At 70.2% G+C, this 14237-nt stretch carries 15 protein-coding genes; 8 read left to right on the top strand and 7 right to left on the bottom strand.

Annotated elements, in window-relative coordinates:
• The first annotated feature begins 7 nt into the window (after positions 1-7).
• On the top strand, positions 8-589 hold the full coding sequence (locus ABD295_RS03530; protein WP_344302232.1) for a DUF3043 domain-containing protein: 582 nt from the start codon (positions 8-10) through the stop codon (positions 587-589).
• Positions 586-1434, top strand: coding sequence for a hypothetical protein (locus ABD295_RS03525; RefSeq protein WP_344302231.1), 849 nt, complete (start codon positions 586-588; stop codon positions 1432-1434). Before ABD295_RS03530 ends, ABD295_RS03525 begins: the two co-directional genes overlap by 4 nt.
• A gap of 63 nt (positions 1435-1497) precedes the next feature.
• Here the strand turns inward: ABD295_RS03525 and ABD295_RS03520 are convergent, their stop codons facing one another.
• Positions 1498-2496, bottom strand: coding sequence for an aldo/keto reductase family protein (locus ABD295_RS03520; RefSeq protein ID WP_344302230.1), 999 nt, complete (start codon positions 2494-2496; stop codon positions 1498-1500).
• Between the two features lie 57 nt (positions 2497-2553).
• On the opposite strand from ABD295_RS03520, the gene ABD295_RS03515 reads away from it, so the two are divergent.
• Both ABD295_RS03515 and ABD295_RS03510 read left to right on the top strand, forming a co-directional pair.
• Positions 2554-3096, top strand: coding sequence for a GNAT family N-acetyltransferase (locus tag ABD295_RS03515; protein ID WP_344302229.1), 543 nt, complete (start codon positions 2554-2556; stop codon positions 3094-3096).
• Between the two features lie 62 nt (positions 3097-3158).
• On the top strand, positions 3159-3410 hold the full coding sequence (locus tag ABD295_RS03510) for a hypothetical protein (protein WP_344302228.1): 252 nt from the start codon (positions 3159-3161) through the stop codon (positions 3408-3410).
• Between the two features lie 90 nt (positions 3411-3500).
• On the opposite strand, the gene ABD295_RS03505 is transcribed toward ABD295_RS03510, so the two are convergent.
• Complete coding sequence (locus ABD295_RS03505) at positions 3501-5501, bottom strand: PTS mannitol transporter subunit IICBA (RefSeq protein ID WP_344302227.1); 2001 nt, start codon at positions 5499-5501, stop codon at positions 3501-3503.
• Between the two features lie 217 nt (positions 5502-5718).
• Between ABD295_RS03505 and ABD295_RS03500 the strand changes: the two genes are divergently transcribed.
• Complete coding sequence (locus tag ABD295_RS03500; RefSeq protein ID WP_344302226.1) at positions 5719-6777, top strand: zinc-dependent dehydrogenase; 1059 nt, start codon at positions 5719-5721, stop codon at positions 6775-6777.
• A 2-nt stretch (positions 6778-6779) separates the two neighbouring features.
• Here the strand turns inward: ABD295_RS03500 and dapB are convergent, their stop codons facing one another.
• Positions 6780-7535, bottom strand: a complete 756-nt coding sequence (dapB, locus tag ABD295_RS03495) for a 4-hydroxy-tetrahydrodipicolinate reductase (protein WP_344302225.1) — start codon at positions 7533-7535, stop codon at positions 6780-6782.
• A gap of 88 nt (positions 7536-7623) precedes the next feature.
• Between dapB and ABD295_RS03490 the strand changes: the two genes are divergently transcribed.
• From ABD295_RS03490 to ABD295_RS03480, 3 genes are all read left to right on the top strand, one after another.
• Entirely contained in the window at positions 7624-8139 is a 516-nt protein-coding gene (locus ABD295_RS03490) for a class I SAM-dependent methyltransferase (RefSeq protein WP_344302224.1), read from the top strand.
• 101 nt (positions 8140-8240) lie between these two features.
• Complete coding sequence (locus tag ABD295_RS03485; RefSeq protein WP_344302223.1) at positions 8241-8825, top strand: transposase; 585 nt, start codon at positions 8241-8243, stop codon at positions 8823-8825.
• Positions 8826-8883: 58 nt separating this feature from the next.
• A complete protein-coding gene (locus tag ABD295_RS03480; protein ID WP_344302222.1) occupies positions 8884-9447 on the top strand; it encodes a hypothetical protein in 564 nt (187 codons plus the stop codon).
• A gap of 209 nt (positions 9448-9656) precedes the next feature.
• Here the strand turns inward: ABD295_RS03480 and ABD295_RS03475 are convergent, their stop codons facing one another.
• From ABD295_RS03475 to ABD295_RS03460, 4 genes are all read right to left on the bottom strand, one after another.
• Positions 9657-11024, bottom strand: a complete 1368-nt coding sequence (locus ABD295_RS03475; RefSeq protein ID WP_344302221.1) for a M16 family metallopeptidase — start codon at positions 11022-11024, stop codon at positions 9657-9659.
• Entirely contained in the window at positions 11021-13270 is a 2250-nt protein-coding gene (locus ABD295_RS03470) for a polyribonucleotide nucleotidyltransferase (RefSeq protein ID WP_344302220.1), read from the bottom strand. The genes ABD295_RS03475 and ABD295_RS03470 overlap by 4 nt, the downstream gene beginning before the upstream one ends.
• Before the next feature lie 248 nt (positions 13271-13518).
• Positions 13519-13794, bottom strand: coding sequence for a 30S ribosomal protein S15 (gene rpsO / locus ABD295_RS03465; RefSeq protein WP_344302219.1), 276 nt, complete (start codon positions 13792-13794; stop codon positions 13519-13521).
• A gap of 160 nt (positions 13795-13954) precedes the next feature.
• Positions 13955-14215 carry a DUF6458 family protein gene (locus ABD295_RS03460; protein ID WP_344302218.1) on the bottom strand — a complete coding sequence of 87 codons (261 nt, stop codon included), beginning with the start codon at positions 14213-14215 and terminating at the stop codon, positions 13955-13957.
• Positions 14216-14237 lie beyond the last annotated feature (22 nt).

Genomic DNA, 14237 nt, shown 5'->3' with positions numbered 1-14237 from the left:
CACCACGTTGTTCCGTCGCAGCAAGACCGATGCCGCTCCGCCCACCACCGTCGAGAAGGCGGACGGCAAGGGTCGGCCCACGCCGTCGCGCAAGGAGGCCGAGGCGGCCGCACGCGCGCGTGCCAAGGCTCCCCGCACTCGCAAGGAGCAGGCGGCGGCCCAGCGCTCGGCCCGCGGAGAGTCCAGCCGTCAGATGCGCCAGGCCATGAAGACCGGCGACGAGCGCTACCTCCCGACCCGCGACAAGGGACCGGTGAAGAGGTTCATCCGCGACTGGATCGACAGCCGATTCTCGTTCGTCGAGCTGCTGGTCCCGCTGCTGATCCTGACGATGGCGCTGGGCTACTCCGGCAACGCCCGCCTGATGGGCATCGGCAACGGGCTGATGTTCGGTATCATCCTGCTCGTCGTCGTCGACATCTTCATGCTGCGCTTCCGGCTCCGTCGCGAGCTGGCCCGCCGGTTCCCCGACGCGCCGACCAAGGGCACCACCTACTACGCCGTGATGCGTTCGCTGCAGATGAAGTTCATGCGGATGCCGAAGCCGCAGGTCAAGATCGGCCAACAGCTCCCCGACACCTACCGGTGACCGACACGCTCGTCGGCCTGGCCGCGGCGGTCGTCGCGGCGGGGCTCTTCGGCGTGGCCGCGGTGCTGCAGGCCCACGGGGTCCGGCAGGAGTCCGAGCCGATGGACACCCTGCGCGAGTTCGTGTCGACAGCGTTGCGCAACCGGCTCATCCTGGCGGTCGTGGCGGCGTACCTCGCCGGCTTCGTCCTCCACGCCGTGTCGATCTGGTACCTCCCGCTCTACCTCGCCCAGTCCGCGGTCGCGCTCTCGCTGCCCGTGACCGCGCTCAGCGCCGCCAGGCTGCGCGAGCGCCTCGGTCTGCGCGACTGGCTCGCCGTGCTCGCGATCGTCGCCGGCCTGGTGCTGGTGAGCATCGGTTCGGGGGCCCCCGGCGAGGGACGGTCGTCGACGACGTTCGCGTTGCTGCTGTGGGTGGCGGTCGTGATGCTCGTCGGCTTCGGCTTCCGTGGCCGCGCGCTGGGCGCCGGGTCCATCGGCGCCGTCGCGGGACTGGGGTACGCCGGTTCGGCGATCGCCGTCCGCGGCGTCGCCCTCCCCCTGGACGTGCCCGTCGCGGCCGCGGCCGCCGCCGTGCCGGTCTTCGGCCTGCTCGCCTTCTGGCTGTACTCCCTGGCCTTGAGCCGGTCGGCGGTTGCCGCGTCGTCGGCACCTCTGGTCGTCTGCCAGACCTTGGTGCCGGCGGTGGTCGGCATCTGGTTCCTCGGCGACGCGGTCCGCGACGGCTGGGTCGGCGTCGTCGCCGTCACGGTCGGCATGGTCGCCGCCATCGTCGGGGCGATCCTGCTCAGCCGGACGACTGCCGGTCAGGACCTGGTGGAGCCGGAGACCGCGGCCGCCGGTTGACGACCACCGGTGGCCGACGAGGTCAGGGGGTCGCGCAGGGACCGTCACGAGACCTCAGGGGCGTTAGAAGCTGCGTCGCCGCGGTGAGCGGGTCTTGGCCGGGTCGGTCTCCGGCAGGTCGCCCAGGGCCTCGTCGATCGCCTTCAAGGTGGCGTCGTCGAGCTTCACGCCCTGCGCCTTGACGTTCTCCGTCACCTGCTCGGGGCGGCTGGCGCCGATGATCGCCGCTGAGACTCCGGGGTTCTGCAGCACCCAGGCCACGGCGAGCTGGGCCATGCTCAACCCGGCCTCCTCGGCGACCGGGACCAGGCGTTGGACGGCGGTGAGCACGTCGTCCTCGAGCCAGCGCGAGATCATGTCGGCGCCGCCCTTCTCGTCGGTCGCCCGGGAGCCGGCCGGCCAGTCCTGGCCGGGCTTGTACTTGCCGGTGAGCACGCCCTGACCGATCGGGCTCCAGACGATCTGCCCGATGCCGAGCTCCTGCGACGTCGGCACGACCTCGGCCTCGATGACCCGCCAGAGCATGGAGTACTGCGGCTGGTTGGACACCAGGGGGATGTGCAGCTCGCGCGCCAGGGCGTGACCGCGGCGGATCTCGTCGGCGGTCCACTCGCTGACGCCGATGTAGAGCGCCTTGCCGCTGCGCACGACGTCGGCGAACGCCTCCATCGTCTCCTCGAGCGGGGTGTCGTAGTCGTAGCGGTGCGCCTGGTAGAGGTCGACGTAGTCGGTGCCGAGCCGCCGCAGCGAGCCGTCGATCGACTCGAGGATGTGCTTGCGTGAGAGTCCGTGGTCGTTGGGGCCCGGCTGTCCCATCGGGAAGTAGACCTTGGTGAAGATCTCCAGCCCCTCGCGCCGCTCCCCCATCAGCGCCTTGCCCAGCACGGACTCGGCCGCGGTGTCGGCGTACGTGTCAGCGGTGTCGAAGGTGGTGATGCCCTCGTCCAGCGCCTGGCGTACGCAGGCGAGCGCGGCGTCCTCCTCGACCTGGGAGCCGTGCGTGAGCCAGTTGCCGTAGGTGATGGCCGAGATCTTCAGCCCGCCGAGGTTGCGGTACTCCATCGTTCGAACGTACAGCCCGCCAACGCACGCACCGCTCCCGACTGGGAGACTTGCCCCATGAGCACGCCGACCGCCGACGTCTCCGCGCGGGTCGCGTGGGCCGACGACGCGGAGGCGATCGCCGCGCTGCAGGCGAGGGCCTGGCGGGAGATGTACGCCGGTGTCCTGCCCGACCAGGCCTTCGAGCCGCAGCCCGACCAGTGGCGGGCGATGCTGAGCCGCCCGCCCGACGCCCGCCTGCGCGTGCTCGTCGCGATGGACCGGCACCGGATCGTCGGGTTCGCACTCACGGCCCCGGCCGGCGACCCCGACTGCGACCCGGTCGCGGACGGCGAGCTGGCGGACCTGACCGTCGACCCCGACGAGCGCGGCCACGGGCACGGCTCGCGCCTGCTCCAAGCAGCCGCCGACACCCTGCGCGCCGACCGGTTCACCCGTGCAGTGAGCTGGTCGCTGGCGACCGACGACGCGCTGCGCGGGTTCCTCACCAGCGCCGGCTGGGCGCCTGACGGCGCGCACCGTGAGCTCGACCTCGACGGCACCGGGGTCACGACCGTCAAGCAGATCCGACTGCACACCGACCTGCGGCCCCCTGAGTGACGAGTCTCGACGACTGACGTGACGCCCGCGCCTTGATTTCCTGGCAACGGCGGTCAGGATGGATGCTCGGCTCCCGCATCTCGGAGGTGCACATGCTCGGTCGGCTTCCCCGTCTGCACCTCGGCGCGCTCTTCTTCGTGTCCGTCGCGCTCTTCCTCGGTGCCGGCACCTGGCTGGGCAGCCTGGGTGGCGTTCCGTTCACCTGGTCCACCGGGGCTGTCCTGGGGACGCTGGCGGGGATCGCCGCGGCCTGGGCGCTGGTCCACGACTTCCACGCCCAGGCCCGGCCGGCACGCGTCGTACGCCGGACCTGACCGCGGTCGGGGCACCGGCCGGGAAATGACCGGTGCCGGCCGCGTCTCTCGGGGACGCGACCGGCACCGGTGCCTTGGTGGGTGCGGGTGTCAGACCTTCACGGAGTCGAGCACCGCGAGGACCTCGCCGGGCGTCTGCGCCTCGCGCAGCCGCTCGACCTGGGCGGAGTCGACGAAGATCCCCGCGATCTTGGACAGCAGCCCCAGGTGGTCGTTGCCCGCACCGGCGATGCCGATGACGAACTCGGCGGGCTTGCCGTTCCAGTCGACGTGGGCGGGGTACCGCACGAAGGAGATCGCGGTACGCCGGATCGCGCCCTTCGCCTCGTTGGTGCCGTGCGGGATGGCCAGCAGGTTGCCCATGTGGGTGGACACCGAGGTCTCCCGCTCGTGCATCGCGTCGACGTAGGACGGGTCGACAGCACCGGCCGCGACGAGCAGCCGCCCCGCCTCGGTGATCGCCTCGTCGCGCGAGGTGGCCGTGCCTCGGAGGACGATCGAGTCCTCGGCGAGCACGTCGCTGCCGATCTCGGCCTCGGGTGCCGCCGCAGCAGCCGCTCCCCCACCGGCGCCACCAGCGTCGATCATCTCGACGATCTCGTCGTAACGCGGGCTGCCCATGAAGTTGTCGACGGACACGTGGATCGCCGACGGGGTCTTCTGCTGGGCCCGGGTGGTGAGGTCCTGGTGCGTGACGACCAGGTCGAAGGTGTCGGTGAGGTTGGAGATCGCCTTGTTGACGACCGTCACGTCACCGTGCCCGGCAGCCTGGATCTTGCGCCGCAGGACCGAAGCACCCATGGCAGAGGAGCCCATGCCCGCGTCGCAGGCGAACACGATGCTCCGGATCTCCTTGCCAGCCGTGCCGGCTCCGGTGAGCGCACCGGCGACCGAGGACCGCTTGCCCTTCATCGCCTCCATGTCGGTGGTGGCCTTGGACAGGTCGCCCTCGTCGTCGCTGTTGTCGATCTTGAGGAGGAAGGCAGCGACCAGGAAGGAGACGGTCGCTGCCAGGATCACCGACAGCGTGACGCCCACGAAGCTGCTGGCCGGGGCTTGCAGCCAGACCGCGATGATCGAGCCCGGTGCAGCCGGTGCCTGGAGGCCTGAGTCGAAGACGAGGTTGGTGGCCACGCCGGTCATGCCGCCGAGGATCACGGCGAGGATCAGCTTGGGCTTCATCAGCACGTAGGGGAAGTAGATCTCGTGGATGCCGCCGACGAACTGGATGAGCAGCGCGCCGGGGGCCGAGGCGCGGGCCAGGCCCTTGCCGAAGAACATGTAGGCGAGCAGCAGGCCGGCGCCGGGGCCGGGGTTGGCCTCGATGAGGAACAGGATGGACTTGCCCTGCTCGGCGGCCTCAGCAGTACCCAGCGGGGTGAAGACGCCGTGGTTGATGGCGTTGTTGAGGAAGAGCACCTTGGCCGGCTCGACGAAGATCGAGGTCAGCGGGAGCAGGCTGTTGTCGACCAGGAAGTCGACGACGCTCTCGGCGAGGTCGGAGAAGGCCTGCACGAACGGGCCGGCGACGACGAAGCCGACGATGGCCAGGATCATCCCCCAGATGCCCGCAGAGAAGTTGTTGACCAGCATCTCGAACCCGGGCTTGATCTTGCCGTCCCAGAGGGCGTCGATCTTCTTCATCGACCAGCCGCCCAGGGGACCCATGATCATCGCGCCGAGGAACATCGGCACGTCGGCACCGGTGACGGCACCCATGGTGGCGATGGCGCCGACCACCCCGCCGCGGATGTTGTCGTCGTACATCATCCGCCCGCCCGTGTAGCCGATCAGGATCGGCAGCAGGTAGGTGATCATCGGCCCGACGATCCCGACGTGCTCGCCGTCCCAGCCGCCGAGAGCCGAGACGAAGCCGTAGTCGTACTTCCCCGGGTCCAGTCCCGGGACGTAGCCGAACAGCTCGTTGCCGATCAGCGTGATCCATCCGGACTGGATGAACAGAGCGGTGATCAGGCCCCACGCGATGAACGCGCCGATGTTGGGCAAGACCATGTTGGACAGGAACGTGCCGAACTTCTGCACGTGGACACGGGCGCCACCCCTCGGCGCCGCTGTGGTGGTGGTGGACATCTATCGCCTCCGACACAGGGTCAATCGCTCCCACGTGACTGCTGTCACATGGCCATGAGCCGTAGTAAACCCCATATCGGGCACGTTGCCAACCATCCGGGCACAAATTAGGTACGTCTTGATGTGGCTTTGTGTGGTGATGGGCCGCTAAGTTGGCCTGGAGGCGCCAGAAACCGCCTCGGTTCCGCCCCCAGACGCGCACGAAGGAGAGCCCACGATGAAGGCCCTGAGGTTCTACGCACCCGAGGACGTCCGTCTCGAGGAGGTGCCGGAGCCGGAGTGCGGGCCGGATGAGATCAAGCTGAGGGTCAAGAACTGCTCGACCTGCGGCACCGACGTCAAGATCTTCTACAACGGCCACCAGAACCTCACCCCGCCGCGCACCATCGGCCACGAGATCGCCGGCGAGGTGGTCGAGGTCGGGGCCGACGTCAACGAGACGCACGGCTCGAGCTGGGCGGTCGGCGACCGCGCCCAGGTGATCGCCGCGGTGCCGTGCGGTGACTGCTACGAGTGCAAGAAGGGCTGGATGGCGGTCTGCCAGAACCAGACCTCGGTCGGCTACCAGTACGACGGCGGCTTCGCGGAGTACATGATCGTCCCGCGCGAGGTCCTCAAGGTCGACGGGCTCAACCGGATCCCCGACAACGTGGGGTACGACGAGGCGTCGGCCGCCGAGCCGTTCGCCTGCGCGATCAACGCCCAGGAGCTGCTCGGCATCGAGCCGGGCGACACGGTCGTCGTCTTCGGCGCCGGCCCGATCGGGTGCATGCACATCAGGATCGCCCGCGGCGTGCACCAGGCGGGGCCGGTGTACCTGGTCGACGTGAACGCCGAGCGCCTCAAGATGTCCGCCGACGCCGTCCAGCCGGAGGAGACCATCGACGGCTCGCAGGTCGATGTGGTCGACCGGGTGATGGAGCTGACCGGTGGCCGCGGCGCCGACGTCATCATCACCGCCACCGCCGCCAACATCACGCAGGAGCAGGCCATCTCGATGGCCGCCCGCAACGGACGCATCTCCTTCTTCGGGGGCCTCCCCAAGACCGACCCCTACATCCGCTGCGACTCCAACCTCGTGCACTACCGCCAGCTGCACATCCACGGCGCCAACGGCTCCGCCCCCGAGCACAACAAGCGGGCGCTGGAGTACATCTCGACCGGCCAGGTGCCGGTGAAGGACCTGATCACCGAGCACATCCCCCTCGACCGGGTCCTCGACGCGTTCCAGATCGTCAAGAACGGCGAGGCGATCAAGGTCACGGTCGAGCCGTAGCGCTAGTCCAGGTCGAGGAAGTGCTCGAGCCCCACGGTCAGACCCGGGCGTGACGAGATCTGCCGCAACCCGGCGAGCACGCCCGGGGTGAACGACACCCGGTCGAGCGAGTCGTGCCGGATGGTGAGCGTCTCCCCGGGACCGCCGAGGACGACCTCCTGGTGTGCCACCAGCCCGCGCACGCGCAGGGCGTGCACGCGGACGCCGTCGACGTCGGCGCCGCGCGCTCCGTCGAGGGACGTCGACGTCGCGTCGGGGACGGGCCCCAGGCCGGCCTCGCGACGAGCCGCGGCGATGAGCTCCGCCGTACGCCGGGCCGTGCCCGACGGGGCGTCGGCCTTGTCGGGGTGGTGGAGCTCGACGACTTCGGCGGACTCGTAGAACGGCGCTGCCGCGGCGGCGAAGCGCATCATCAGCAGGGCGCCGACGGAGAAGTTCGGCGCGATGAGCACGCCGGTGCGCGGTGACCGGTCGAGCCACTCGCGAAGCAGCGCGAGCCGACGCTCGTCGAAGCCGGTGGTGCCGACCACGGCGTGGATCCCGTGGTCGATGCAGAACTCCAGGCTGTCCATCACCACGTCGGGATGGGTGAAGTCGACGACGGCCTGCGCGTCGGCGGCCAGGAGGTCGGCGATGTCGTCGCCCTGGTCGATCTCGGCGACGAGGTCGAGATCCGCGGCGCTGGACACCGCCCTCGAGACCTCGCTGCCGACCTTGCCCCGCGCCCCGAGCACCCCGACCCTGATCCGGTCCGTCACCAGGCCACCCTCTCACTTCAGGAGCACGGCGCGCCGTCCGGACGCCCCGAGCCTGCCACGCGAGGGCCGGAGGTGGCAGGCTGGCCCCATGCCAGTGCAGACGATCCCCCCTCGGATCCGCTGGGCCGTGGACCTGATGGACGTCCAGCCCGACGACCAGATCCTCGAGATCGGCTGCGGGCCGGGGGCCGGAGCCGAGGCGATCTGTGCCCGGTTGGAGACCGGCCGGCTCTTCGCGATCGACCGCTCCGAGTCCGGTGTCGACCGCACCAAGAGGCGCAACGCCAAGCACGTCGAGGCCGGCCGGCTGACCGTGCGCCAGATCGACCTCGCGACGCTCCGGGTACCGGTCAAGAAGCTCAACAAGGTCTTCGCCTTCAACGTGAACCTCTTCTGGGTGCGTCAGTGCGCCGACGAGGTGGCCCTCCTGCACGAGCGGCTGGTCCCAGGGGGCGCCGCCTTCCTCTTCTACGAGGCCAACCGACCCGACCTGGTCCCCAACATCGTCCGCAAGACGTCCGCCGCCCTGACGGGTGGCGGGTTCCGGGTCTCGGTGGTCGAGCAGAAGGCGCCACCGGTCGTGGGCTTGATCGGCCGCAAGTAAGGCTGTCCCCTAATATTGCTAGACCATTAGGAAAATTTCTAATACTCTGGACGTAGGCCGCCTGGACCATCCTGGCGGCAGAGCTCCTGAGGAGGTGCCAGATGCCCCTCGTGGTGACCGTCGACCAGCGCGACAGCCGGCGCCGCCCAGACCTCGTCCCGGCGACTCTCGCGGCGCTGTCCGCAGTGCCGACGCTGCGGCCGTTCCAGCGCACCGTCGGCGACGAGTTCCAGGGCGTGCTGGACGAGCCTGCCGCGCTGGCGGCCACCCTCGAGCTGCTGCTGCGCGAGGACGAGTGGTGGATCGGCGTCGGGATCGGTCGGGTCGAGCTGCCGCTGCCCGACGACGCCCGCGACGGCCGCGGCCCGGCGTACCTCCTCGCCCGCGAGGCCGTCACCGCCGCGAAGGCCTCGCCGTGGCCGGTGCGCGTGCTGGGACCGGCCGACGCGGTGGCGCTGGAGAGCGCGGTCTGGCTGTGGGCCTCGGTGCTCGCCCGGAGGACGACGAAGGGGTGGGAGGTCGCCGACCTCGCCGACCGCGGTCTGTCCTACGACGCCGTCGCGCACAAGCTCGCCATCACCCAGTCCGCTGTCAGCCAGCGAGCCCGCGCGGCAGGTCTGGCCGAGACGACCCGCGCCCGGGCCCTCGTGACCGAGCTGGCCGCTCGCTGCCTGGAGGCCGTATGACCGGGGTGACCGGGGTGCTCGGGGTGACCGGGGTGCTCGGGGTGACCGGGGTGCTCGGGTGACCGACTCGGGACAGCTGCTCGCTGCGTTGCTCGCGGGCGCGGCCGCGCTCGCCCTCATCGGCTGGCTCACCCCGCTCCCCCGGTTCGCCATGACGCTCGCCGTCGCGATGCTCGGCGCCGCGTGGCTGGTGAGCGCCCTCAGCGACGTCCTCGCGCTCTCCGACCGTGAGCGGGTCGCCGTGGTCGCCGGAGCCGGCTTGCTCGCCCTCGCCGGCGGCGGACCGCTCACCACCGTCGTCTTCGACCTGGTCGACCGGCCAGGCGAGTCCGTCACGACCTCCCTGGCCGGAGCCGCCGAGGTGCTGCGCGGCGGCGCGTGGATCGGGGCGCTCGAGCGGATCGCGGCGTACGCCGCCGTCCTGGCCGGCTGGCCCGAAGGGCTCGCCATCGTGCTGGCCCTCAAAGGCCTCGGCCGCTACCCCGAGCTGCGCGCTCCCGAGGGCGCGACCAAGGACGGCCGAATCGGCCACCCCGCCGCCACCGAGCGCTTCATCATCGGCACCTTCACCAGCGTGCTCTGGGCGCTCGCCTGCGCGGGCGTCGTTGTGCTGAGCATCTGACCCGCGAGGGGCAACAACCGCGCAATTGCTGAGTTATGGCCCTCGTGGGGGCTCACGAGGGGCAACAACCGCGCAATTGCTGAGATATGGCCCTCCTGGTGGCTCGCGAGGGGCAACAACCGCGCAATTGCTGAGATATGGCCCTCCTGGTGGCTCACGAGGGGCAACAACCGCGCAATTGCTGAGTTGTGGCCCGGCGGCCGAGTGCGTCAGGCAGGGCCGACGACGGCGAGCACCTCGGCTTGGCTGAACAGCTCGTGCGCGACCGCGCGCACGTCGTCGAGCGTGACCGCGTCGATGCGCTCGATGACCTCGTCGAGGCCGAGCAGCTCGCCGTACACGATCTCGGCCTTGCCCAGGCGGGTCATCCGCGAGCCGGAGTCCTCCATGCCGAGCACGAGGCCACGACGCAGCTGCCCCTGGCCGCGGAGCAGCTCGTCCTCGGTGATCCCCGACTCCGCGATCGCGGCCAGCTCGGCGCGGACCGTGTCGAGCACGGCGTCGAGCTTGTTGGGCAGGCAGCCGACGGCGACGCCGACCAGGCCGGCGTCGGCGTGCGCGGAGCTGAAGGAGTAGACGGCGTACGCCAGGCCGCGGCGCTCACGCACCTCCTGGAACAGCCGCGACGAGGTGCCGCCGCCGAGGGCGGTGTTCAGCACACCGAGGGCGAACCGACGAGGGTCGCTGCGGGTCAGGCCCTTCATCCCGAGCACGACGTTGACCTGCTCGAACTGGCGTACGGCGGTGGCCGCTCCCGGCTGCACACGACGGGCCCGTGCCTTCACCAGCGCGCGCACCGGCTCCTCGACACGGTCGAGGAAGTCCTGGCGTCCGAAGGCCGCCCTGACCTGGCGCACGACGGTCGCGTGGTCGACGTTGCCGGCGACCGCGACCGCCATGTTGGCCGGCCGGTAGTGGCGCTTGTAGAACCGCCACACCTGCTCGCGGCTCATCTCCGAGATGGAGGCCACGCTGCCGGCGATGGTGCGGCCGAGCGGGGTGTCACCCCACGCCTGGGCCGCGAAGAGGTTGTGCACGACGTCGTCGGGGTCGTCGTCGTGCATGGCGATCTCGTCGAGGATGACGTCGCGCTCGGCCTCCACGTCCTCGGGCCGGATCAGGGAGCCGGTGATGACGTCGCCCATCACGTCGATGGTCACGGGCAGGTCCTCGTCGAGCACCCGCGCGTGGAAGCAGGTGTACTCCTTGGCGGTGAAGGCGTTGAACTCCGCGCCCACCTCGTCGAGCGTCGCCGAGATGTCCATCGCGCTGCGCTCGGTGGTGCCCTTGAAGAGCAGGTGCTCGAGGAAGTGCGAGCAGCCGTGCAGCTGCGGCGACTCGTCACGCGAGCCGACGCCCACCCAGACGCCGATCGAGGCCGACCGCACCCCGGGCATGTCCTCGGTGATCACCCGCAGCCCCGAGGGCAGGACGGTACGCCGGACCCGGGACACGACCCGGCCGTCGTCGTCGGTCGTCTTCAGCAGCGTGCGGGTCGACCCCGGCGGCTGCGGACGCGCCGGAGCCCGGCCGGCAGCACGCTGCCGACCGGGCGCCGATGAAGCGCGAGAGGTCACTCGGCCGGAGCGGCCGCGGCGTCCTCGGCGGGCGCCTCGCCCGCATCCGTCGTGCCGTCGTCCTCGACGACCGGGATCAGCGACAGCTTGCCGCGGTCGTCGATCTCGCCGATCTCGACCTGGACCTTCTGGCCCACCGACAGCACGTCCTCGACGGCCTCGACGCGCTTGCCGCCGGCCAGGGCGCGCAGCTTGCTGATGTGCAGCAGGCCGTCCTTGCCCGGGAGCAGCGAGACGAACGCACCGAAGTTGGTCGTCTTGACGACCGTGCCGAGGTAGCGCTCGCCGACCTCGGGCATGGTCGGGTTGGCGATCGCGTTGACGGCCTGGCGGGCGGCCTCGGCAGCCTCGCCGTTGGTCGCGCCGATGTAGACCGTGCCGTCGTCCTCGATGGACAGCGTCGCGCCCGTGTCGTCCTGGATCTGGTTGATGACCTTGCCCTTGGGGCCGATGACCTCGCCGATCTTGTCGACGGGGACCCGCACGGTGATGATGCGCGGCGCGTGGATCGACATCTCCTCGGGCTCGTCGATGGCCTCGGCCATGACGTCGAGGATCGCCACGCGGGCGTCCTTGGCCTGGGTCAGCGCGGCAGCCAGCACCTCGGCGGGGATGCCGTCGAGCTTGGTGTCGAGCTGCAGGGCGGTGACGAACTCACGGGTGCCGGCGACCTTGAAGTCCATGTCGCCGAACGCGTCCTCGGCGCCGAGGATGTCGGTGAGGGCGACGTAGCGCGTCTCACCGTCGACCTCGTCGCTGATCAGGCCCATGGCGATGCCGGCCACAGCGGCGCGCAGCGGCACACCGGCCTGGAGCAGCGACATGGTCGACGCGCAGACCGAGCCCATCGAGGTGGAGCCGTTGGAGCCCATGGCCTCGGAGAGCTGACGGATGGCGTAGGGGAACTCCTCGCGGCCCGGGAGCACCGGGAGCAGCGCACGCCGCGCGAGCGCGCCGTGGCCGACCTCGCGACGCTTGGGCGAGCCGACCCGACCGGTCTCGCCGGTGGAGAACGGCGGGAAGACGTACTTGTGCATGTAGCGGCGCGACTTCTCCGGGGAGAGGGTGTCGAGCTTCTGCTCCATGGTCAGCATGTTGAGGGTGGTGACGCCCAGGATCTGGGTCTCACCGCGCTCGAAGAGCGCGGAACCGTGCACCCGCGGGATGACGCCGACCTCGGCGTGCAGCGGACGGATGTCGGCCAGGCCGCGACCGTCGATGCGGACCTTGTCGCGCAGGACGCGCTCGCGGACGAGCTGCTTGTTCAGCGAGCGGAACGCCGCGCCGACCTCCTTCTCGCGTCCCTCGAACTGACCGCCCTCGCCGGTGAGCTGCTCGAGCAGCGACACCTTGATCTCGTCGACCTTGAGCTCGCGCTCCTGCTTGTCGGCGATGGTCATCGCCTCAGCGGTCTGCGACTTGGCGGCGGACTCGACGGCGGCGTACACGTCGTCCTCGTAGTCGAGGAAGACGGGGAACTCCTGGATCGGCTTCGCTGCGGCCTTGGCCAGCTCGGCCTGGGCCTCGCACAGCTGCTTGATGAAGGGCTTGGCGGCGTCGAGGCCGCCGGCCACGACCTCCTCGGTCGGCGCCTGGGTGCCGTTCTGGACGAGGGTCCAGGTCTGCTCGGTGGCTTCGGCCTCGACCATCATGATCGCGACGTCGCCGGACTCGGTCACGCGACCGGCCACGACCATGTCGAACACGGCGCTCTCGAGCTGGCTGTGCGACGGGAACGCGACCCACTGGCCCTCGATCAGGGCGACGCGGACGCCGCCGACCGGGCCGGAGAACGGCAGGCCGGAGATCTGGGTCGACGCGGACGCGGCGTTGATCGCCAGCACGTCGTAGGGCATGTCGGGGTCCAGCGCCATCACGGTGATGACGACCTGGACCTCGTTGCGCAGACCCTTCTTGAAGGTCGGGCGCAGCGGACGGTCGATGAGGCGGCAGGTGAGGATCGCGTCCTCGCCCGGCCGGCCCTCGCTGCGGAAGAACGAGCCCGGGATCTGGCCCGCGGCGTACATCCGCTCCTCGACGTCGATCGTCAAGGGGAAGAAGTCGAAGTGGTCCTTGGGGTGCTTGCCGGCTGTGGTGGCCGAGAGCAGCATCGTCTCGTCGTCGAGGTACGCCGTCACGGCGCCTGCGGCCTGCCGGGCCAGCAGCCCGGTCTCGAGCTTGATGGTGCGGGTGCCGAACTTGCCGTTGTCGAGAACGGTCTCGACGGTGGAGATGGTGGGTTCCACGAAGGGGATCCCTTTCTGTTCGCGGAGCGATCCCGCGAGTAGACCCGCATGAGAGCCGGTCTTCGATCGAGGCCCGCGGCCCCCGGTGGTCGAGCTGAGTCGAGACCAGGGATTCCGAAGGCCACTACCGAGGACCGAGCCGACGGTCGCGGATCGCTCCTGTTGGGTGTGAATTCAGTTAGATCGTGCCAGAGAGGCACAGGTGCCGAGGGCCCGCACCCCGGAACGGGAAGCGGGCCCTCACGGCGTCAGCGGCGCAGGCCGAGACGCTCGACGATCGAGCGGTAGCGCGCGATCTCGGTCTTCTGCAGGTAGTTCAGGAGCCGGCGGCGCTGGCCCACGAGGAGCAGGAGGCCGCGGCGGCTGTGGTGGTCGTGCTTGTGGGTCTTGAGGTGCTCGGTGAGGTGCGCGATGCGGTGGCTCAGCAGCGCGATCTGCACCTCGGGGGAACCGGTGTCGCCCTCGGTCGTGGCGTACTCGGCGATGATCTTCTTCTTGGTCTCCGCGTCGGTTCCGATCGACATGCGGGGCTCCTCTCGGTCTCGTCTGCGCGGCGCGCCGGGGCCTGTCCACCCGGGCACTCTGATTCCGCGGCCGTTGCACGGCAGTTGAACAACCGAAGGAGGCTATCAGCGCGGCTCGCCGGGCACCCAATCCACGACGGGCGGCCGGCAGCGGGCCGACTCAGACGGCGGGAGGCGGGTTGTCGACGTCCGACTGCCGCTGCTGCACGGTCTGGCTGCCGTCGCTGTGCGTCGTGGTCTGCACCGTGTTGGCGCGTCGGCGCGAGTTGAGCGTGACGGCGGTCAGGATCACGACGAGGAGGCCGGCCGCGACGAGGATCCAGCCCAACGCCTCCTGGCCCACGCCCGGGATGTCGACCTCGAGCGCGTACACGATGATGAGGCCGACTGCGATCAGGAAGACACCGAATCCATATCCCATGGCGGAGAGTCTGCGCTGAGGA

This window comes from Nocardioides bigeumensis (genome assembly GCF_039531755.1).
GTDB classification, from domain to species: Bacteria; Actinomycetota; Actinomycetes; order Propionibacteriales; family Nocardioidaceae; genus Nocardioides; species Nocardioides bigeumensis.
The sequence above is the reverse complement of the archived record's forward strand: the minus strand, read 5'-3'. Positions and strand labels throughout refer to the sequence as shown.